Source organism: Streptomyces sp. NPDC048291, from assembly GCF_043201715.1.
GTDB lineage: Bacteria > Actinomycetota > Actinomycetes > Streptomycetales > Streptomycetaceae > Streptomyces.
In genome coordinates, this window is record NZ_JBICZC010000007.1 from 433,948 (window position 1) to 454,038 (window position 20,091).

19 protein-coding genes and 1 pseudogene are annotated in these 20,091 nt (G+C 72.1%); 8 read left to right on the top strand and 12 right to left on the bottom strand.

Annotated features, from left to right (window positions below):
* Positions 1-39: 39 nt before the first annotated feature.
* On the bottom strand, positions 40-2,700 hold the full coding sequence (locus tag ACGF5O_RS21435; protein WP_393811433.1) for a serine hydrolase: 2,661 nt from the start codon (positions 2,698-2,700) through the stop codon (positions 40-42).
* 144 nt (positions 2,701-2,844) lie between these two features.
* Between ACGF5O_RS21435 and ACGF5O_RS21440 the strand changes: the two genes are divergently transcribed.
* The 3 genes from ACGF5O_RS21440 (at position 2,845) to ACGF5O_RS21450 (ending at position 5,156) form a co-directional block, all read left to right on the top strand.
* The gene (locus tag ACGF5O_RS21440) at positions 2,845-3,597 is read left to right on the top strand and encodes a GPP34 family phosphoprotein (RefSeq protein WP_362599798.1); all 753 of its coding nucleotides are present in this window, start codon (positions 2,845-2,847) and stop codon (positions 3,595-3,597) included.
* A gap of 319 nt (positions 3,598-3,916) precedes the next feature.
* Positions 3,917-4,774, top strand: a complete 858-nt coding sequence (locus tag ACGF5O_RS21445) for a helix-turn-helix transcriptional regulator (protein WP_217554965.1) — start codon at positions 3,917-3,919, stop codon at positions 4,772-4,774.
* Between the two features lie 190 nt (positions 4,775-4,964).
* Positions 4,965-5,156: a DUF397 domain-containing protein gene (locus ACGF5O_RS21450; protein ID WP_393811434.1), complete on the top strand. Its 192-nt coding sequence runs from the start codon at positions 4,965-4,967 to the stop codon at positions 5,154-5,156.
* 186 nt (positions 5,157-5,342) lie between these two features.
* Here the strand turns inward: ACGF5O_RS21450 and ACGF5O_RS21455 are convergent, their stop codons facing one another.
* Positions 5,343-5,849 (bottom strand): glutathione peroxidase, encoded by a 507-nt coding sequence (locus tag ACGF5O_RS21455; RefSeq protein WP_393811435.1) that lies wholly within the window; start codon positions 5,847-5,849, stop codon positions 5,343-5,345.
* A 9-nt stretch (positions 5,850-5,858) separates the two neighbouring features.
* The gene (locus ACGF5O_RS21460; RefSeq protein WP_393811436.1) at positions 5,859-6,842 is read right to left on the bottom strand and encodes an ArsR/SmtB family transcription factor; all 984 of its coding nucleotides are present in this window, start codon (positions 6,840-6,842) and stop codon (positions 5,859-5,861) included.
* A gap of 104 nt (positions 6,843-6,946) precedes the next feature.
* On the opposite strand from ACGF5O_RS21460, the gene ACGF5O_RS21465 reads away from it, so the two are divergent.
* Complete coding sequence (locus ACGF5O_RS21465) at positions 6,947-8,140, top strand: MFS transporter (RefSeq protein ID WP_393811437.1); 1,194 nt, start codon at positions 6,947-6,949, stop codon at positions 8,138-8,140.
* On the opposite strand, the gene ACGF5O_RS21470 is transcribed toward ACGF5O_RS21465, so the two are convergent.
* The 6 genes from ACGF5O_RS21470 to ACGF5O_RS21495 all read right to left on the bottom strand — a co-directional run bounded on the left by ACGF5O_RS21470 (position 8,085) and on the right by ACGF5O_RS21495 (position 13,194).
* The gene (locus tag ACGF5O_RS21470) at positions 8,085-9,020 is read right to left on the bottom strand and encodes a slipin family protein (protein WP_393811438.1); all 936 of its coding nucleotides are present in this window, start codon (positions 9,018-9,020) and stop codon (positions 8,085-8,087) included. The two genes, ACGF5O_RS21465 and ACGF5O_RS21470, sit on opposite strands and share 56 nt — an antisense overlap.
* A gap of 337 nt (positions 9,021-9,357) precedes the next feature.
* Complete coding sequence (locus ACGF5O_RS21475) at positions 9,358-9,576, bottom strand: hypothetical protein (RefSeq protein ID WP_351702415.1); 219 nt, start codon at positions 9,574-9,576, stop codon at positions 9,358-9,360.
* Positions 9,577-9,634: 58 nt separating this feature from the next.
* Complete coding sequence (locus tag ACGF5O_RS21480) at positions 9,635-9,853, bottom strand: hypothetical protein (RefSeq protein WP_393811439.1); 219 nt, start codon at positions 9,851-9,853, stop codon at positions 9,635-9,637.
* Positions 9,854-10,011: 158 nt separating this feature from the next.
* Positions 10,012-11,214 (bottom strand): SPFH domain-containing protein, encoded by a 1,203-nt coding sequence (locus ACGF5O_RS21485; protein ID WP_393811440.1) that lies wholly within the window; start codon positions 11,212-11,214, stop codon positions 10,012-10,014.
* A gap of 12 nt (positions 11,215-11,226) precedes the next feature.
* Positions 11,227-11,475 (bottom strand): hypothetical protein, encoded by a 249-nt coding sequence (locus ACGF5O_RS21490; RefSeq protein ID WP_393811441.1) that lies wholly within the window; start codon positions 11,473-11,475, stop codon positions 11,227-11,229.
* A gap of 327 nt (positions 11,476-11,802) precedes the next feature.
* Positions 11,803-13,194 (bottom strand): macro domain-containing protein, encoded by a 1,392-nt coding sequence (locus ACGF5O_RS21495; protein WP_393811442.1) that lies wholly within the window; start codon positions 13,192-13,194, stop codon positions 11,803-11,805.
* A 198-nt stretch (positions 13,195-13,392) separates the two neighbouring features.
* Between ACGF5O_RS21495 and ACGF5O_RS21500 the strand changes: the two genes are divergently transcribed.
* On the top strand, positions 13,393-14,202 hold the full coding sequence (locus ACGF5O_RS21500) for a macro domain-containing protein (RefSeq protein WP_393811443.1): 810 nt from the start codon (positions 13,393-13,395) through the stop codon (positions 14,200-14,202).
* Positions 14,203-14,460: 258 nt separating this feature from the next.
* Here ACGF5O_RS21500 and ACGF5O_RS21505 read toward each other — a convergent pair whose 3' ends face one another.
* The 3 genes from ACGF5O_RS21505 to ACGF5O_RS21515 are packed head-to-tail and all read right to left on the bottom strand — an operon-like array spanning position 14,461 to position 17,569.
* Positions 14,461-15,177, bottom strand: coding sequence for a TIR domain-containing protein (locus ACGF5O_RS21505; protein ID WP_393811444.1), 717 nt, complete (start codon positions 15,175-15,177; stop codon positions 14,461-14,463).
* A gap of 2 nt (positions 15,178-15,179) precedes the next feature.
* Complete coding sequence (locus ACGF5O_RS21510) at positions 15,180-16,790, bottom strand: hypothetical protein (protein ID WP_393811445.1); 1,611 nt, start codon at positions 16,788-16,790, stop codon at positions 15,180-15,182.
* A gap of 56 nt (positions 16,791-16,846) precedes the next feature.
* Positions 16,847-17,569: a hypothetical protein gene (locus ACGF5O_RS21515; protein ID WP_393811446.1), complete on the bottom strand. Its 723-nt coding sequence runs from the start codon at positions 17,567-17,569 to the stop codon at positions 16,847-16,849.
* A gap of 610 nt (positions 17,570-18,179) precedes the next feature.
* Here ACGF5O_RS21515 and ACGF5O_RS21520 point away from each other — a divergent pair.
* The 3 genes and pseudogenes from ACGF5O_RS21520 to ACGF5O_RS21530 all read left to right on the top strand — a co-directional run bounded on the left by ACGF5O_RS21520 (position 18,180) and on the right by ACGF5O_RS21530 (position 20,008).
* Entirely contained in the window at positions 18,180-18,629 is a 450-nt protein-coding gene (locus tag ACGF5O_RS21520; RefSeq protein WP_393811447.1) for an HIT family protein, read from the top strand.
* 65 nt (positions 18,630-18,694) lie between these two features.
* A pseudogene (locus ACGF5O_RS21525) lies at positions 18,695-18,871 on the top strand (helix-turn-helix domain-containing protein); the annotation flags it as partial.
* Positions 18,872-18,949: 78 nt separating this feature from the next.
* A complete protein-coding gene (locus tag ACGF5O_RS21530) occupies positions 18,950-20,008 on the top strand; it encodes a DNA-binding protein (RefSeq protein ID WP_393811568.1) in 1,059 nt (352 codons plus the stop codon).
* The last annotated feature ends 83 nt before the right edge of the window (positions 20,009-20,091 follow it).

Below are 20,091 nucleotides of genomic sequence, written 5' to 3' on the forward strand. Positions count from 1 at the left end.
GCCATCGGCGGGGTGCGGTGACGGTATGTGCGTTATGGGTCAGCCGAGGCGGGTCAGCCTGCTCGTGAACCCGGGCTCGGCCAGTTCCTTCGCCAGGGCGACCGGGACCTGGACGGCGGAGCCGGAGCCGTCACCCACGGTGAGGGTGCCGACCGCGGTGCCGGCCTTCGCGGTGTGCGGCACCTCCTCCGGGGCGAACGACAGCTTCACCTTCAGCCCCGACCAGCCGACGGCGGTGACGTCCTTCGTCGCCACGACCGCGGTACGGCCGCCGAGCCCGTCGTCCACGTACCCGACGACGTCGCCCTTCTTGTAGATCGTCGCCGATTGCAGCGCGCCCTGGGCCGCCCGGATCAGCTTGTCGCCGGCGTTGAGGGCTGCGGTGAGGATGCTGTTGTCCGCGGCGGCGCTGGCCGGCTGCCGCAGCACCGCGCCGATGACCGTGCGGGTCTCGCCGCCGACCGTCTTCTTCGCCGCGAAGACCAGGTTGCCGAGGGCGGAGGTGGTGGTGCCGGTCTTGATGCCGACGACGTCGTTGTGACCGACCAGCTGGTTCCAGTTGGAGTGGTTGACGCCCTTGTAGTCGTCGTACGACATCATCGCGGCGACCTCGCGGAACGACGGCTCGGCCGCCATCGCGGCCTTGGCCAGCCTCACCTGGTCCACGGCCGTGGACACGGTGGAGTCCGTGAGCCCCGACGGGTCGGTGTACGTCGTGTTCGTCATCCCGAGCTTCTTCGCCGTGGCGTTCATCTTCGCCACGAACGCCTTCTCGGAGCCGGCGTCCCAACGGGCCAGCAGACGGGCCACGTTGTTGGCCGAGGCGATCAGGATGGACTCCAGGGCCTCGCGCTGGGTGATCGAGTCACCGGCCGTCACGTCGACGGTCGACTCCTGGCCGGCGTTCGCCTGGTCCTGGGCCGCCTGGTCGATCTTTATCTTCGGTCCTGCGGCGCCGCTCTTCAGGGGGTGGTCGCGCAGGACGATGTACGCGGTCATCACCTTGGCGACGCTCGCGATCGGCACCGGCTTCTGCTCGCCGGAGGAGCCGAACGTGCCGATGCCCTGGACGTCGAGGGCGGCCTGGCCGTCGGCCGGCCAGGGGATGTCCGTCTTGGCGCCGTCGAAGGTGTACGTGTCCTTCGCGGTGAGGTCGAGGGTGGGCTGCGGGAGCGGCCGGAAAGCCTGTACGACCGCAAAGACGATCACGAGGAGGATGACCAGGGGCGTCCAGATCTTGACCCGGCGCACCGCGGTCCTGACCGGGGTCTCCGGCGGCGGGGGCGTGTTGGTGAGCTCGGCGAGCAGGTCCAGCGGGGGCTTCGGGGGAAGCGGCTGCTGGGTGGTGCGCTCGGGGCCGACCTGCGGGAGCACGGTGGTGCGGGTGGTGGAGGCGGGCTCGGGCCTGGCGTCCGGCTTCGGGCCCTGCCTCATGTCCGACTTGAGGGCGACGAACTTGCTGGTGCGTTCGGCGTCGGCGGCGGGGGACTTGGGCTTCGGGCTGCCGCCGAGCTTGAGCGTGGTGGTGGGCTGGTCGACCTGCGGGGGGCGGGGGGCCTTGAGCATCGTGGTGGGCTGATCGACGGCGGACTCGGCTTCGCCTTCGCCGCCGCCGGTCTTCCCACTCGCACCACCCGCACCACCCGTGCGGCCGTCGTCGTCGGCTGCGGGTGGCCCCTGCGGCGCGTCCTCGCCATCGGCGTCCGCGGGTTCGGCGGCGGCTTCGGGTTCGGCGTCCGCGGGTTCGGTCTCCGCCTCGGGCTTGGCGTCCTCGGGTTCGGCCGTCGCCTCGGGCTTGGCGTCCGCGGGTTCGGTCTCCGCCTCGGGCTTGGCGTCCTCGGGTTCGGTCTCCGCCTCGGGCTTGGCGTCCTCCGGCTCGGCGGTGGCTTCGGGTTCGGCGTCCTCGGGTTCGGCCGTCGCCTCCGGCCCGTCGGCGGGCTTGGCGTCCTCGGGCTCGGTCGCCGCCTCGGGCCTGGTGTCCTCCGGTTCGGCGTCCTCGGAGGTCGCGGTGGTTGCCGACTCGGCTTCGGGCTTTGTGTCCTGGGGGGCGGCGTCCTCGGGCTCGTCCTCCGGTGCCGCGGCCTCGGGGTCCGCGGTGGTTGCCGACTCGCCCTCGGGCTCGGCGTCTTGGGGCTCGGCGGTCGCGGAGGGTTCGGCGTTCTCGGGTTCGGCCGTGGGGGTCGACTCGTCCTGGGGGGTGGCGTCTTGGGGCTCGGCCGTGGCGTCCTCCGGCTCTGCCGGGGTGTCCTCGGGCGCCGTAGCGGTGTTGTCGGCGTTCTTGCGGGGCTCCTGCGGCTTCTCCGCCCGCTCGGCGTCCGCGGGCGCCTCAGGGCCCTCCTCGGCCTCCGTGGCCGCCTCAGGGGCCGTCGCGTCGTCCTCCGCCGGCTCGCCCGTGCGCACCCATGCCGCCACCGCGGCACGGAGCTTCGAGTCGGTCTTGCCGGCTTCGCCGGTCTCGCCGGTCTCGTCGGTCGTCTTCAGGTCCCGTACCGAGAAGATCCGGGTGGCGGTGTCCACGCCGCCGGCGGTCTCCTTCCCGGCGGCCACCGCCAGTCGTGGGTCTCGCGCTTCGGGAACCGATTCCGCGCTCCCCGGCGTCGGTTCTGCCGACGACTCGCGCTGCTTCGACCTGTCGGGGGACTCGCCCGCCACCGATGCCTCCTCCACGCTTCGCACGTTGCCGTGCGCTGTCCGAACCATGTACCAGTGTCCTGTGTGCGGGCTTAGCCCCTGCGGTAGACGAGAACGACATACCTACCGGTTCCCTTACGAACCGGTCACGCACCCTCGACAGACCAATGTGAGAGGGGTCACCCTGTCATTCATCCACGCGGGGAGGCATGGATGGGCAGGAGCCGCAGAACAATTCCGGAGGAGCTTCTGCTGCTGGCACTGGACCCGGCCACGGGTACCACTGCACAGCCGCAGTCGCTCGACCTCGGTCTGGCCGGAGCACAGCTAGTAGAGCTGGCGCTGGCCGGACGGATAGCCCCAGACGGGGATCGTATCGCCGTGGTGCAGCCACGGCCGACTGGAGATCCGACTTTGGACTGTGCGTTGGAGTTGCTGCGAAGGCGCGGCGCTCCCGTACGGGCTGTTCACTGGATCGGCGGGCCACGACTCGGCCTGCGCCAGGTCTATCTCGCGCATCTGGAACGGTGCGGCATGGTCGCCGCCGTGGCGGGTCAGATGTGCGGGGTGCTGCCGACCACTCGCTACCAGGCGACGGACAACGCCGTCACCCGGGAGATCCGTGGCCGGCTGGATTCGGCGATCCGCACCGGCGTACCGCCGGACCCGCGGACCGCGGCGCTCGCCGCCCTGGCCCACGCGGTCGGTCTCGGCAAGCACCTGTACCCGGGGAACGAGGGCCGCTCCTCGCGTTCCCGGTTGCGTGACCTGATCCGGCACGACCCGATGGGCGGGCTCGTGGCCCACGCCGTCATGGACGTGCAGAACGGCGCGGCCGCCCAGCCACGCCGCGCACCGGCCCCGGCCGGACCGGGCGTCAGGTCCGCCGCGCCGGAACCCGCACGCGGTGTTCCGATGCAACCGCGCCGAGGTGCGGGCGCGATGGCGCGTGCCGTGGTGCACTGAGCCGCAGTTCCACGGCAGTAACAGAGCCGGCCCCGGCCGGCGACACAGCACCCCTGAGACCCGGTTCGGGAGCCGCTGGTCCGAGCGGGGCGGTGGAGGCGTACGCAGTACGCGCCTCCACCGCCCCGCTCGGCATGTGCGTCCGGGGCCGCCCTGAGCCGCCCGCTGCCGCCCGGAGAATCCGGAACGTGCCCGAACTGACGCGTACGCGCCGCATATCCGCTGTTTCCCAGCGGTAGGAACCACCTTGGTGGCAGTCTGCTCAACAGCAGATACGCAAAGTGGTAGTTACAGGCAGGCAGCCGGAGGTGCACGTCCCGTGGCGTCCAATGTCAATCCCACCGTCAGGCGACGCCGGCTGGGCCAGGAGCTGCGCAGGCTCCGCGAGCTCAAGGGCATGACGGCGGAGGAGGTGGCGGAGCGGCTGCTCGTCTCCCAGTCGAAGATCAGCCGGCTGGAGAACGGGCGCCGGAGCATCAGTCAGCGCGACGTCCGCGACCTGTGCGGGGTGTACGAGGTCGAGGACCAGCGGGTCGTCGAGTCCCTGATGGAGATGGCCAGGGATTCGCGGCAGCAAGGATGGTGGCACGCGTTCGGGGACATCCCGTACAGCGTCTACATCGGTCTGGAGACCGACGCCGAGTCGCTGCGCGTGTACGAACCCCAGCTGGTCACCGGGCTGTTGCAGACCCGGGCGTACGCCGAGGCCCTGGTGCAGGGCGCGTTGCCGGAGACCTCCGCCGCCGACATCGAGAAGCGCGTCCAGGTCCGGATGCGGCGACAGGAACGTATCACCGCCGAGCACAACCCGCTCCGTCTGTGGGTGGTGCTGGACGAGGCCGCGCTGCGCCGGCTCGTCGGCAACAGGCTCGTGATGCGCGAGCAGTTGGAGTACCTGATCGAGATGTCCCAGCAGCCGCACATCACCGTCCAGGTGCTGCCCTTCGAGTGCGGCGCCCATCCCGGTCTCAACGGCCAGTACGCGATCCTGGAGTTCGCCGACGCGGCCGACTCCAGCGTCGTCTACCTGGAGGGCGTCACCAGCGACCTGTACCTGGAGAAGGCCCACGACGTGCAGAAGTACGCCGTGATGTACGAGCACCTGCGGGCCCAGTCGCTGAACGTCGAGCAGTCCCGGCAGTTCATCGCCGACGCGGCCAAGGAGTACGCCCGCTGAGGAAGCGGCGCACTGTACACCGATGCCACGGTCCAGCGGAAGTCTCCAACGGAATATGCCACCCGGTCGAGTGAACGGGTACTCCAGGCGGGGAAGTTGGCTAGTAGCGTCGATCACGCCAACCGGTCAGCAAGGTTGGCGTGAATCGCACTACAGCAAGCACCACAGCAATCTCGCAACAGGAGTGGACATGGCACTGCTTCAGGGCGCCACGGAGACGTGGACGAAGTCCTCCTATTCCGCAGGGAACGGGGCGTGCGTCGAGGTCAAGTCGCCCTCGACCGCGGGACTCGCCGTACGCGACTCCAAGGTCGAGGAGGGCCCGGTCCTCGCGTTCCCGGCCGGCGCGTGGAACGCCTTCGTGACCTCGGTCAAGGCGTAGGGGGCACTCGCTGACCCACCGCTCACGCTCCCGACTACGACAACTGCACAAGCGTCACCCAGAGCCCTCTCGACCAGCCCGCCGTCCTTGCCGAGGGGGCTCGGCTTGTGCCCGTCACCGGACGGATCCGTTCCGCCCGGTGACCAGGAGGCTCGTCCCTGCCCCTGGGGCAGGGACGACCCGGGGTCAGGCGAGGGCGGCCTCCACCGCGGCCACGACCTCGGCCGACTCGGGCTCGGTCTGCGGCGAGAACCGGGCGGCGATCTGCCCGTCCCGGCCGATCAGGAACTTCTCGAAGTTCCAGCGGATGTCCCCGGTGTGCCCCTCGGCGTCGGCGAACCCGACGAGGCGCTCGTAGAGCGGGTGCCGGCCCTCGCCGTTCACCTCGACCTTCTCGGTCAGCGGGAAGGTCACGCCGTACGTCGCCGAGCAGAACTCGGCGATCTCCTCGGCGCTGCCGGGCTCCTGGCCCATGAACTGGTTGCAGGGCACCCCGAGCACGGTGAAGCCCTGCGCCGCGTACCGCTCCTGGAGCTTCTCCAGGCCGTTGTACTGCGGGGTCAGGCCGCACTTGGAGGCCACGTTGACAATGAGTACGGCCTTGCCGCCGTAGCCCGGCAGAGCGGCGGAGCCGCCCTGCAGCGCACCGATCTCCACGTCGAGCACGGATCCGTTGTTCTCAGTAGTGGTCATAAGCGGATGCTAACTCCGCCGGGTGGCGGTCCGGGTTCCGGCCTCCACGACCACGTCCCCGGCCGCCGTCCGCGAGTACAGCACCGACCGCCCGGCCCGCCGCCGCTCCACCAGCCCCGCGTCGAGCAGCACCCGCAGATGCCGGCCGACCGAGCCGAGGCCCTGCCCGGTCACCGCCGTGAGGTGGGTCGTGCTCATGGGCGCGTCGAGCAGGACCAGCACCCCCGCGCGGGCGGCGCCCAGCAGGGCCTCCAGACCGGCCGGAACCGCCCGCTCCGAGGGGTCGGAGAGCGCGCCGGCACAGGGGTAGACCAGCGCGTACCGGTCCGGTTCCTCCCACGAGACCCAGCCGGACTTGGGGGTGACCGGGACGAGCAGCAGGTCGGCTCCGGAGATCTCGCGGGGCGGGTACTCGTGCAGGTTGACCTGGAGCCGGTTGGAGCCGAGCCAGCGGGTCCGCCCCGGCCGCACCGAGTCCAGCACCTCGGCCCAGCCGCCCCGGCTGACCTGCGCGGTCCTGGCGGCCACATCCGCCTCCAGGATCCGCCGCCGACGGCCCCAGGACGGCCGTACGGCCACCTCCCACACGTATGCCAGCAGATCGGCCGCCCGGCAGGGCAGGTCGTCGCCGTCCAGGGCGGCGGGCAGCGGGCCGCCGAGGGAGAGCCGCAGGTGGGCGCGGGCGGCGTCGGGGCGGACGGCCCGTACCCGGGCTATCGCCGCCTCGGCGCTCTCCCGGTCCCGGGGCGTGGGGGTGAGGAAGTCGGCGGTCCACTCGCGGCCGAGCCCGGCACGGACGAGCAGCGCGGTGACGGGGTCGGCGGCGAGCCGCGCCCGGTAGCCGGGCAGCTGCTCGTCCAGCCAGCGCCGCTCGCCGGGGTGCGCGGCGGTGCCGCCGTGCAGCAGCCTGAGGCTCGCGAAGGTCTCGGCGTAGGGGGAGAGCACGAAGCGGCTCCGGGCGAGCGTGTCCGCGTTGAGCTGCCACCAGCCCAAGGGGTCTCCCTGCTGTCTGAGCGGCTGCTGTCAGGGCCGCCGGGACCTTTCGCGCTCGTGCGAAACAGTAACGTCCGCGTCCGGCTCCCCCGAGACTCCCGACCATGCCCGTCAGCTATCGATCCCTCTTCCGCACCCCCGAGTTCACTCCCCTCTTCCTCGGCGCCGCCGCCCAGAACGCGGGCGGTACCGTCGGCGGTCTCGCGCTCGGCACGCTCGTCTACCGCTCCACCGGCTCACCGCTCCTGTCCGCGCTGAGCATGTTCGGTCCCGCGCTGGCGCAGGTGCTGGGCGCGACCTTCCTGCTCTCCGGCGCCGACCGGCTGCCCCCGCGCACCACCCTCGCCGCGATCTCGCTCGCCTTCACCGTCGCCACCGCGGGCCTGGCGCTGCCCGGCCTCCCGGCCGGTGCGCTGCTGGCCGTCGTCCTCCTGCTGGGTCTCGTCGCCTCGCTCGGCGGCGGGGTCCGCTGGGGGCTGCTGAACGAGATCCTCGACAAGGACGGCTATCTGCCGGGGCGTTCGGTGTTCAACATGGCGAGCGGGCTGGTGCAGGTCGCCGGTTTCGCCACCGGCGGCGCCCTGCTCGCCGTCGTCTCCCCGCGCTTGTGCCTGCTGTTCGCCGCGGCCCTGTACCTGGCGTCCGCCCTGGCCTTCCGCCTCGGCCTGAGCGCCCGTCCGCCCCGGGCCGCCGGCCGGCCCTCCGTCGCGGCGACCTGGCGCACCAACGCCCTGCTGTGGTCGTCCCGCCCGCGCCGCCTGACCTATCTCGGGCTGTGGCTGCCCAACGGCCTGGTCGTCGGCTGCGAGTCGCTGTACGTGTCGTACGCCCCGGGATCGGCCGGCACCCTGTTCGCCTGCGCGGCCCTCGGCATGCTGGCCGGGGACGTGACCGTCGGCCGGCTGCTGCCGCCGGCGGTCCGCACCCGCACGGCCACGCCGCTGCTGCTCCTCCTGGCCACGCCCTACCTGGTCTTCTTCCTGCACCCGTCGCCGGCGCTCGCCGCCGGCTGCGCCGCCGTCGCCTCCGTCGGCTTCGGCGCGAGCCTGGTCCAGCAGGAGCGGCTGATGAAGCTGACCCCGGACGAACTCGGCGGCCACGCCCTCGGCCTGCACTCGGCCGGCATGCTGACCCTCCAGGGCCTGAGCGCCACGCTGGCGGGCTCGGTCGCCCAACTCACCTCGCCCGCCGTCGCGATGACGCTCATGGCGGTCGCGTCGCTCGCCGTGACCCTGTGGCTGGCTACGGCCGCTCGACGGGAGCGGACGGCTCCGCTGCCGGCTCCCTCGGCGCCGTGAGCTCTCCGGCCGGCCCGAACTTGTCGGCGACGGCCGCGATCTGCTCGATCCCGGCCTTGAGCGCGGCCGACCCGTCCGGGCCGTCCAGTTCGCGCTCGTTCTTCTCGACCTCCTGGTCGAGCCGCTTGGTCGCCCGTTCGAAGTAGCGCAGCAGTTCCACCGGGAAGGGCATCACGAGCGTGGAGTTCTTCTCGGCGGCGACCTCGACGACCGTCTGCAGGAGGCGCAGCTGCATCGCCTCCGGGGTCTCCGACATGATCCGGGAGGCGTTGGCGAGCTGCTGCGCGGCCTGGAACTCACCGTCGGCGGTGATGACCCGGGCCCGCCGCTCCCGCTCCGCCTCGGCCTGCCGGGACATGGACCGCTTCAGCGACTCCGGGAGCTGTACGTCCTTGATCTCGACGCGGTCGATGTGGATGCCCCACTCGGCGGCCGGGCTGTCGATCATCAGGGCGAGCCCCTCGTGCAGCCGCTCCCGGTCGGTCAGCAGGTCGTCCAGGTCGCTCTTGCCGATGATGGAGCGGAGCGAGGACTGGGCGACCTGGCCCACGGCGAACATGTAGTCCTGCACCTCGATGGCCGCGCGGACCGGGTCGGTGACCCGGAAGTAGACGACGGCGTCCACCTTCACCGACACGTTGTCCTTGGTGATGCCCTCCTGCGTGGGCACCGGCATGGTGACCACCTGCACGTTCACCTTGCGCATCCGGTCGACGAACGGGATGAGGAAGGTGATCCCCGGCCGCCGGAAGTCCGGCAGCGCCCTGCCCAGGCGGAACACGACCCCACGCTCGACCTGGTTGACCACCCGCATCCCGCTGCGCAGCACGAGCAGGGCCGCCACGACCACCAGTACGACCCCTACGACGGCGCCGTCCATGGGCACACACTCCATTCTCGACGTGATCCGGACAAGAATCCGGACAAGGAAGAGGACACGTGCGGGCCCTCCGGGGATGCGGGTCCCGGCGTCAGGAGTACGTAAAGAAAGAAGGCGGGTCCCCGGATGGGCTATGATCAATCCAGAGCTGGTCGGCCCGATTCGGTCCGCCCGGTGCTGCGTTGGTGGTCCAAGGAAAGACGCCCCGCTTCCTGCGGGGAAATGCAGGTGCAAGGCCTGCCCGGCGCTCCATCCCGAGGCCCGTCCAGACACTGGACGGGCCTCGCGCGTTGTCCGGCACCCGGGACACCCCGGCGAAGGCGGCCGCCGGGGACCGTCATGTCTCCGGCCCCCACCACTCCGGCCCGCCGCCCCGCCAGTCGATCCACGGCGCCTGCGCCACCTCCGCCGGGTCGATCTCCAGCCCGGCCCGGCGGAGGAACTCGGCGACGTCGGTCACGTTGTGCGCCAGCCCGAGGATCTCGCCGTCCACGCGCACCCGCCGGCCACCCGTCGGCGACGGCGGATGCACGATCACCCGTATCGGTCCGGACATGCCTTCAGGATCGTCCGGGACGTACGGTCCCGCACTCCAGCCCGCCATTCGAGCCCCCTCAGCTCCCTGCCCGCTCCGGCCGCCCCAGCTCCCGCAGCTCCCGCCACGCGGCGGGACTCGGCCGCCGCTGCCCCCAGTAGGGATGGAAGAACACCTCCGCCGACAGCCGGTACAGCCGCCGCCGCAACTCGGTACGCCCGGGCCGCACGGCGAGCTGCCGGTAGGTGGCGCTCCATTCCTGCTGCGCCCGGGCCAGGTCCACGGGAAACGATCGCATGCCCAGATTCAAGCATGTGTTCGATTTTCGAGTCCACGGGCAGCGCCCCGAAGGTGCGCCGGGCTGTATCAATATGCGGCTACCGCCGCGCGGGCGCGACCAGCCACGACGGCGCCGCACCCGACCGACGAGCGACCGCGGCGCCTCCAGCGGAGCGCCTAGTCGACGTCCACCGGCCCGTCGTCCGACTTCCGCCCCTTCCCGGTGGGCAGCTGCAGCAGGCTGCTGCCGCCCCCGTCCTCCCCGGAGCGAGCGCCTTCGGAGCGCTGTCCGTCGGAGTCCTGGCCGCCCAGGTTCTGCCGGACCGAGTCGAGGATCGTCAGGCCCTGGGAGACCAGGCCGGCCGCGATCTCGCCGAGGCCGTCCGCGCCGTTGAGGACGTTGACGTTGGCACCGGCGAGGCCGCCCGCGGCCTCCTTGACGATCTGCGGGAGCTGGTCGATCAGCATCCGGTCCAGCGCGACCCGGTCGTACGAGGCCGCCGCCTCCGCCTGGATCTTCATCCGCTGCGCCTCGGCGGCCGCGAGGATCCTGACCCGCTCCGCCTCGGCCTCGGCGGGCCTGACGACCTCGGCCACCAGCTGCTCCTGGCGCAGCTTGGCCTGGCGCTGGGCCAGCTCCGTCTGGGCGGCGAGCACCTCCTGCTGGGCGTGCGCCTGCGCCAGCGGACCGGCCTGCGCGGCCTGCGCCTGGGCGCGGTCCACCTCGGCCGAGTACTCGGCCTTGACGATCGCGGTCTGCCGGGCGTACTCGGCCTGGTTGCGGGCCGCGACCTGCTCCGCCTCGACCGAGGCCTGGGTGGCCTGCGCCTGGGCGATCTGCGCCTGCCGCTGGATGGCGGCCTTGTGCGGCGCGGACATCGCGTCGATGTAGCCGGTGTCGCCGTCGTCGATGGACTGGATCTGCAGCGAGTCGACGATCAGGCCGATCTTCGCCATCTCCGTCTTCGAGGTGTCCAGCACCTCCGCGGCGAGCTTCTGCCGCTCGGTGACGATCTCCTCGACGGTCATCGAGCCGATGATGGCGCGCAGGTGACCGGCGAAGATCCGGCCGGTCAGCACCGACATCTGCTCCTGGTCGGAGAGGAAGCGCTGACCGGCGTTGATGATGCTCTCGTGGTCGTTGCCGACCTTGAAGGCGATGACCGCGCGGACGTGCAGCGCGATGCCCTGTCTGGTCACACAGGTCTCGGTGACCTCGGACTCGCACATCGACAGGGTGAGGAAACGGACCTTCCTGACGACGGGCAGTACGAACTTGCCGTGCCCCGTGACCACTCGGAACGGCGCGCCCCCCAGTCCCCGCCTGCCCCCCGAGATCAACATCGCCTCGTCGGGAGCGGGTACGCGGTATCCGAACATGCCTGTCTCTCCTCAGCCGGCCTCGGCGCTGTCGCCGAGCGCGTCCAATGGATCCACCCACTCGATGACGCCGACCTCCCGGCATCCCCGTGATTCGATCACGAGCACGGTCGCGCCGACCGGCAGGGGCTCCTCCGACCAGGCGAGGAAGGTCTCCGAGCCGCCCCTGACCCGCACCAGGACCTCGCCGGGCCCGGTGGCACCGCGGGTGCCTATGAGCACCTTCCCCGTGCAGCCGATCACGGCCTCGTCCTGCGGCATCACCGGCCGTCCTCCTCGTCCTGGCCCCATGATTCCGACGATAGACCCGATCGGTGCGGGACCCAACGGTCGGGAGAGCCCGTCCTGTCCGGCCGCCGGCGGTTGCGGGGCGGCGACGCCCGTCCGCGGTTCCCGGAACCGGATCGGAAGCGGTTGGAGGGTGCCGGCGGAAGCGGCCGGGGTGGTCTCGTGGACGGAGGTGAGGCCGGGCGCGACGGCGCGCGGCGCGGACGGCGGGTGATGCCGCGAAGGGGGAACGGACAGATGCGGAGCAGCCTGCCGGCCCGGGGGACACGTCCGGGCCGGCGCCCGGTCTCACCGCCGTCGTCAGTCGGCCGCGCGCAGGCCGAGCACCAGGTCCTCGAAGCGCTGCTCCACCGGGGTCAGGTCGGTCCTGGCCAGCTCCTGGGGCAGGATGACGATCCGGAGTTCGGGGGTCAGGGCGGGGTGGCGGCGGCAGGCCTCGATGAACGAGTCCACGATGAGGGCGGCCAGCTGGCCCCGGTCCAGGTCGGTGACCCGGGCGAGACCGGAGCCGATGAGCGGGACGGCGACCGGCTTGAACAGGCCGTTGACCGCCACCGAGGCCCACAGGCTGTCCAGGCTCAGCCGCAGGTCGGCGTGGTTGGACCTGGCCACCAGGTCGTTGCCGAGCCGCGAGTAGGCGGTGGCGAACACCCGGCGGCCCTCGACCGGTACCACCACGGTCGTGCCCACCGGGTAGCGCACCCGGCGGCCCAGCGGTTTCGTCCGTACGGTCTCGGTGCCCACCGACTTCACCGCCCGCAGCCCCGCCCGCAGCCGGTCGTCCAGCAGGCGCCGCTTCCCGGCGAACAGCCGGTCGACGAGCTGGCTCTGCAGGCTCTCCCGGCTGATCACGAGGTCCTCGGCGGTCTCCGTGTCGAAGGTGTCGGTGAACCCGATCACCAGGTTGCAGTCCGCCTGCTCGAACAAGTCGCCGCGCACCAGGACCACATCGGCCCGCTGGCCCTCCAACGGGACCCGGTGCCGCAGCAGTTCGGCCCCGTGCCGGGCACGCAGCTCAGCGCGCAGGGCGTCCAGGACGCGTGCGGCCTCGACGTCGTCGGGATGTTCGTGGGCGATCAGTTCGGCTACCGGCAGGGCGAGTTCGGGCCGCCCCAGGTCGGTCTGCACACGCACCAGCTCGCGCCGGGCCGCGTCCTGAAGGGTGGTCAGGCGGCGGACGAAGGGCACCGCGAACCCCTCGCCGTTCACCTCGGCGAGCGGCCGGCCGCGCACCAGGGACAGCGCCTCGGACAGCCGGTGCGCGGCGGTGGCCGGCGGCGCGAGCAGGGCCTCGCCGACGATCGCGGTGAACCGCGCGCTGTCCAGTTCCTCGGGCCGCAGCACCAGCCGGTAGGCGGTCTCCGGGCCCTGCACGGTGACCTGCTGCTCGGTGCGCAGGACCTGCGTGCCCACGCTGTCCTCGCCGGGGGTGCCGGGTGCGCCGGGGGCCAGCGCCCGCCGCAGCTCCAGGACCCGTTTCTGCACCTCGTTGCGGTTGCGCTGGTCCAGGTGGCGCGGTTCGTCCGCGAGTCCCCACACGTCGCGCCGGAGTTGCCGTACCGGTACCGCCTCGCCGCCGGCCGCCACCAGGCGGACCAGCAGCCGTACGGTCAGCGGCGTCAGCCGGACCGGAACCCCGTCGACCTCGAGCTGGACCGGGCCCAGTACCTTCACCCGGATACGTGTTCTCACACCGGCCATCCGCGTCGCCCCCCGGCGGTTCTGCGTCACTCTGCGTCAGCCATAGTGACTGAAAGATTATCATGATGCCTTGGGGAATCCATGAGTTCGGGTGATTCCGCCGGACTGGACCCGATGCACCCGATACGGTCCCGGAGCGCCGTCCGGCGTGGTACAAGGCGCGCCCGGCAGGCCTTTGTCCGCGACACGATGGTGGCGTTCGGCGGGCTGTCCGCCGTGTCCCAGGTCGTCGGCCCGTTCGTGCCGTACAGCGCGTCCGGCGCGGTCGTCGGGCTGTCGGTGGGGGCCTGCCTGGGCTACGGGCTGCTGCGGGCCCGGCCTGCGGTCCGGGTACGGCAGGTGTTCCGGCGGCCCGACATGACGGTGGTCGTCGAGACGGGCGACCTCTTCGACCAGCCGGCCCACCTCGTCGTCGGCTTCTGCGACACCTTCGACACCCTGTCGGCCGGCGGCCGGGTCATCAACGGCGACAGCGTGCAGGCCCAGCTCCTCGACCGCCTCTACGACGGCGACGTCGCCCGCCTGGACGCGGAACTCGACGCGGCGCTCGCCCCGGCCGAACCCGTCGCGCGGGAGGCGCGGGCGGACAAGCCGCTCGGCAAGCTCGACCGCTACCCGGTCGGCACGGTGGCGGTCCTCGGCACCCGGCCGCGGCTGGTGTTCGGCGTGGCCTACAGCCGGATCGGCAACGACTACGTGGCCTCCTCCGGCGTGGAGGACCTGTGGCGGGGCCTGGGCGGGCTGTGGGACGCGCTGCGCGCGCACGCCCAACTGGAGCGGGTGGCCATGCCGTTGACCGGGTCCGGGCTGGCCCGCCTCGGCCACCTCGACCGGGACAGCCTGCTCCGGCTGGTCCTGATGTCCTTCGTGGCCCGCTCCCGGGAGGCCGCGATCTGCCGCGAACTGCGCCTCGTCGTACGGCCCGAGGAGCTGGACGGCATCGACATGCGCGAGCTGGCCGCGTTCCTGGCCGCGCTGGCGTCGGGCCAACAGGGCTAGGGCCTGTCCGACGATTCCCGTCCGCCTCGCGACGCCATGCACGCTCCCCCAGCCTTCGGCCGGGGGGACCCCCACTCGCCGCACCGGGCGCAGACCCGAGTACGTCCGGTACGAGGGCCTGCGCCCGGCACGCCGGGAGCACGCACCCGACGCCGCGAGGCCGCCCTCCGGGCGACGACGGAAATGGTCGGACAGGCCCTGGCACGCACGGAAGGGGGGCGGGGGCCCGTGGCCCCCGCCCCCCTCGCGTACGGTCCGTCAGGCCAGTCGGCGATAGGCCGCCAGGTTCTCGAAGTGCGAGGTGTCACGCCAGTCCGGCCGGGTGTCGTCGAGGTCGCACTCGGCGCCCTTGAGCCGTTCGACGATCTTCGAGACGGCGGTCTCGGAGCCGTCGAAGCGGATCACGTTGCGGCCCCCGAGATCCGCGGCGGGCCGCACCTGGCCGACCTCCACGATGATCGTCCGCTCCGGGTAGGCCATCAGCGCCATGCCGAGCTCGATCAGCACGTTCTGCCGGGGCTGACCGGTCAACTGCGTCTCGTAGGGAGGCTCGTTGTCGCCCAGCAGGTGTGGGTGGAGCTTGGCGACATCGTCCGGGGTGAGGAGCACGAGCGCCGCCTGCGCCTGGGACAGCGCCTTCTCGATGACCTCGCCGAGGAACGGCGCGGTCCCGCCGGTGCTCCGCACCAGCCGCTCCCACTCCAGCGGGCGCAGGTCGAGCCGGCGCAGCAGCCCGAACATGGCCGTGCGGACCTTCTCGTCGCGGCCGTGCACGACGAAGACGCTGCGCCTGCGGCCGTAGTCCGCCTGCGCCTGCGCAGCCCGCTCGGCCTCCCGTTCGGCCTCCCGTTCGGCCTCCCGTTCGGCGGACTGCCGGTCCTCCTGCGGGGTGTTGTGGACGTTGTAGCCGAAGCCGTGCTGCTCGCCGCCGAAGAAGTTCTGGCTGTTGGCGCCGCCGGTGTTTCCCTGGCTCATGGTCACGTCCCCGCTTTGTCTGACGAACCGCCGCTCGACGGCGTGTAGTTGTAGCCGAAGTTGCTCTGCTGGCCGCCGAAGAAGTTCTGGCTGTTGTCGCCCAGCAGGATGTTGGTCTGCGCCCGGTCGTGCTCGACGAGGTCCACGTCGTGCTCGTCGAGGAACGCGCGGATGTTCTGGAGCAGCCGGCGCTGGACGATCTGCATGTACTTCACCGCGTCGGACTGCTGGAAGAAGTGGTGGTACGTCTCGCTGGTGGCCAGCTCCCGGACGCTCGCGAACGCGCCGCAGTTGACCCAGCGGTTGACGTAACGGCCCAGCCGGAACTCGCTGGTGTCCTCCACCCGGTCCGACAGCAGCAGCTCGGCCGCGGCCCGCCTGGCCCTCCTGGCCCGCCAGGGCCGGGTCCACCGGACCGCCCACCCCGGCAGGAACCGCTCCGGGACCAGCAGCAGCGGCCACATCCACAGCGTCACCCACCAGCGCACCAGGGACGTGAACATGTCCCACGCCACCCGCACCGCCAGCCGCCCGTCGACGGCGGCGGGCAGCTGGTCCACCAGGTGGAAGTCGCCCACGAGCGGCCCGAGCACATAGGTGTAGAACTCGGTGTGCAGCGTGTTGCCCTTGATGTCGAACCCGACGAAGATCGAGGTCACCAGCTCCTCGTTCCACGACCCGACCCGCACGCACAGGTACTCGCGGGCCGCGTCGTAGTCCTCCCGCCAGTGGATGCCGGGCAGGTCGTCCACGCCGGGCAGCTGGGACCAGCCGGCGCCCTGGGTGCGGTCGTTGCTGCGGATCGCGGTGGTGTAGCGGCGCTGCTCGACGGTCAGCCCGTCGATCCGCTCCTCGGGGCGGGTCTCGTCACGCAGGTCGGCGGCCAGCCGGGCGGCAACCTGGCTGGTGATCTCGTGCACGGTGAACGGGACGACCTGCCTGCGCTCGACGGTGTCGAGGTCGGGAGGGGTGCCGTCCACGCTCTTGCGCGCCATGATCCGGGTCTTCGGGGCGCCGAGCAGCAACTGCGCGTTGGACCAGTCGCGCAGCGGCAGGCCCGCGCCGACGAAGGGCCGGTAGCCGCCGTAGAAGACCAGTCCGCTGCGGCCGGCCTGCTCGTGGTCGATCTTGCGGGCGAGTGCGTCGGTCAGCTTGGCGTGCGCCGGGCTGGCACCGTCGAAGCCGCCGTCCGGGCCGCTCTCCCGCACCCGGGTCATCAGGAGGTGCAGGGTGGCGATCCGGCGCAGGTAGGCCGCCGCCCAGGGCACCCAGCACAGCAGGACGACACCGATGAACCCGTTGAGCACCCCGTTGCTGAGCAGCAGGAGGACCGCGAAGTCCACGCCGGCCGCGACCGACCACTGGATGCGGCGCAGCCGGCGCGCGGCGAGGGCGTGGGCGAGGACGGATACGGCGTCGTAGCCGTAGGAGGGCGCGACGACCCGGAACCGTCTGCGCAGCAGTTCCCGGATGACGGCCCGCCGGTAGCCGGTGTGCAGGTAGGTGCCGGCGGACAGCAGCCGGGTGGCCCGGGTGCGCGCGTACGCGCGGTGCTCCGGCGGATCCTGCGGTGCCGGGCCGGGAGGACTGGGGTCGAGTATCTGTGTGGCCATGGTGGTTCAGCGCTCCGCTCGTGCGGGCGCACCCCTCGGGCACGCCCCGGTGGGTGTCAGCCGGTCTGGGTGGCCGTGCCGCTGGTGATCACGCCGTTCTGGACGGTGTAGGTGGCGTCGAACGACTTCGTCGTGCCGTCCGTCTGCAGGGCGTCGAGGGCCACCTGCACCTCGTCGCCCGTGACGGACACGACGGTGACGGTGTCCCGCTCGGTGGTGGCGTAGCCCGAGACGAAGCTGTCGTAGCTGGAGTCGAGGTTCTTGCCGCCGAGGGACCAGGCGGTCCGGTAGTCGCGGGCGCTGATCGCCGCGAAGTAGGCGGTGACGACGTCGCCGGGTCCGCCGCTCGCGGTCGCGCTCGGGGAGGCGGTCTCCGTGTCCGTCGGGTCGCCGTAGTAGCCGTCGGTCGCGGTCGCCTCGGGAGAAGCGGTGTCGCCGTACGGCCATGCGGACGCCGTCGTCGGGTCGGTGTAGACCGGCTGGTCGTCCGTGGCGGCCGTACCACCGCCGTCCGAGCCGGAGGTGCCCGAGCCGAAGAGGCCGGAGCCGGACCCGGCGCCGGACGTTCCGGACGACGACCCGGACGATCCCCCGGCCAGGCCGCCGATCAGGGCCAGGAGCAGGGCGAGCAGCAGGGGCGTGGCGATGACCACGAGCCCCCAGGTGCGGGCGGGTCCGCCCGGGGGTATCAGTCCCGGTGCCTGGTAGGAGGGCGGCGCGCGATGGGTGGACAGCGGGTCGGGACGCCGGGCGGGCGGCGTCGGCGCTGCATCGGTCATGGGGTTCTCCAGCGGTGACGGCAGTGCACCGCACCCCGCCCCGGCCGTCCTGAGCGGACGGTGAACAGCGGGACGGGGCAAGGCGGTTGACACCTACGAGGTGACCACTGGCACCACTTCCGTGGCCAGAACCGATCTGCTTCCGATCCGCTTCCGGCCCGCTACCCGCCCCTTCTGGCCACCACCGGCGTCCCGGTGATGCCCCCGTTCCCCGCCTGCCGCGCGGCAGGCGCGGCATCCGGCCACCGGCTCACGCGCGTTCGCCCCTCGGGCGGTACCGGACCGGGGCGGTGCGGGCGGGCGCCGCCGGCGGCTGCCCGGGCGGAGGGCCCGCGTCGGTACCGGGAACGGATCGTCGGCGCCCGGCCGTTGGACCTGTCGGGCGGACGCCCGGGCGGGCCGGTGTCGCAGACCCCGTGCCGTGGTCCCGGCGGTGCGTAGACGGGGGACGTGTCCGGCCGTGCGTGCCCGGGGTATGCCTTGCGGCACGGCCGGAGGCCGGTCGTACGGCGCTCGCCGTGCGGCTGCCCCGTCGGCCGGCCGGACGGGCCCGCCGCGCGGAGTCCGGGCCGGTGCCCCGCCATGACGTGCAAGCCCGAGGAAGCGGAACGTGACGACAGACGCGACAGAGGTTCCCGGCGAGAGACTCGTGGACACCGGCCGGGCCTCGCCCGGGAAGTGCCCGTTCTGCGCCATCGTGGCCGGAAGTGCCCCGGCCCGGGTCGTCCGCCGGTGGCCGGACTCCCTGGCCATCGTGCCGCTGTCCGCGGTGACGGCGGGCCATACGCTGGTCATTCCCAAGACCCATGTCGCCGATGTCGGAGTCGATCCGGCCGTGTCCGCGGCCACTATGCGCCGCGCTGCCGAACTGGCGGCCGAATTCGGCGCGTGCAACATCATTACGTCGCGCGGAGAACTGGCCACCCAGTCGGTATTCCATCTGCATCTGCACCTCCTTCCGCGTCGCCATCAGGACGGACTCGCACTGCCGTGGGCGGCCGGACCCGAGCGTCATGATTCCGCCGGGCCTCATGTGTTTCAGCCATCAGGCATTGGATAAGACGAGAGTATTACTGCGGGGGTGCGGGAGTCGGGGCAGAGCTTCCGATCCCGAAGGGGGGCATGATGCAGGCAATTTCTTTTGGCGCGGAGTTACGCAAGTGCCGCGTCGCGTCCGGTCGATCGCTCGACAACCTCGCTCGGGCGATCAACTATTCGAAAGCGCATTTGAGCAAGGTCGAGCGTGGACAGAAGAATCCCAGTCCGGATTTCGCGCGTGCCTGCGATCGGGCGCTGGGGGCGGACGGTCGGCTGAACGCCCTGCTCCCGGCCAGGAACACCGCCGGTCTTCCCACGTCCGAGGCGCCGACCGAGTGGTCCATGCCCTGGGTGCTGCGGATGTCCGTGGACCGGGGGAACGACTTCGTGGCCTACGACGAGAAGGCACTCGCCGATCCTTCCAGCACCCCCGCGGTGATGTCCTGGCGGCTCGCCTCGCCCTCGGCGTTCGACGTCGAGTGCAGGGAGGCGCTCGCGCACTTCTCGTCGCTGTTCGCCGAGTGCCGGAACCTCGGTCAGTCCTTCGGCCCGGCGGTCGTCACCCAGATCCTCGTCACCGCGATGAACGCGCTGCGCGGCCTCGCCCGCGGCGCCCCGTGCGAAGCCGACCGGGCGGCGGCGCTGCGGCTGGCCGCCCGATACGCCGAGTACACCGGATGGATGACCCAGGAGGCCGGTGACGAGCGGGCCTCACTGTGGTGGACCGACCGCGCCGTGGCGCTCGCCGACGCGGGCGGTGACACCGAGTTCGCCGCCTACACCCTGGTCAGGCGGGCCGACGTCGCGCTGTACCGGATGGACGGGCGGGCCACCGTGGAGTACGCGCGCACCGCTGAGGAACGGTCGAGCAGCACCCGCATCCGGGGCCTCGCCGCCCAGCGCAGAGCCCAGGGGCACGCTCTGCTGGGCGAGGACGCCGCGTGCTTCCGGGCTCTGGACCGCGCCACCGAACTCATGTCACGGGCAGCCCGTGACCACGAGTCGGACCCGTCCGCCGCCGGCACCGAGCCGGTGATCGGCAGCATGCACCTCGCCGGACTCGCCGACTTCGTCGCCGGATGGTGTCTGCACGACCTCGGGCGTACGACCGAGGCCGTGGGCCGTCTTGAGGGCAGCCTCGACGCCGTCCCGATACGGGCTCGCCGGGCGAGGGCCCGGTACGCGGCCCGGCTCGCCCTGGCCCTCGCCGAGGCGGGAGAACTGAAGCCCGCCTGCGCGGTGGTGGAGGCGGTGACCTCCTCGGTGTCGGTGGTCGACTCGGCCACCATCCGGGCCGATCTCCAGCGACTGGCCCGCCGGCTCAACCGCTGGCCGCGCGATCCCGACGCCCGGCTCGCCGCCGGCCGTATCGCCGAGGCCCTGCACACCACGGGCGGCTGACCGCCGCCCGCTGCACACCACGGGCGGCCGGCCGCGGCCGCTGCCCGATCGCGAACCCCGGTCCGGCCCGGACGCGTGGTCCC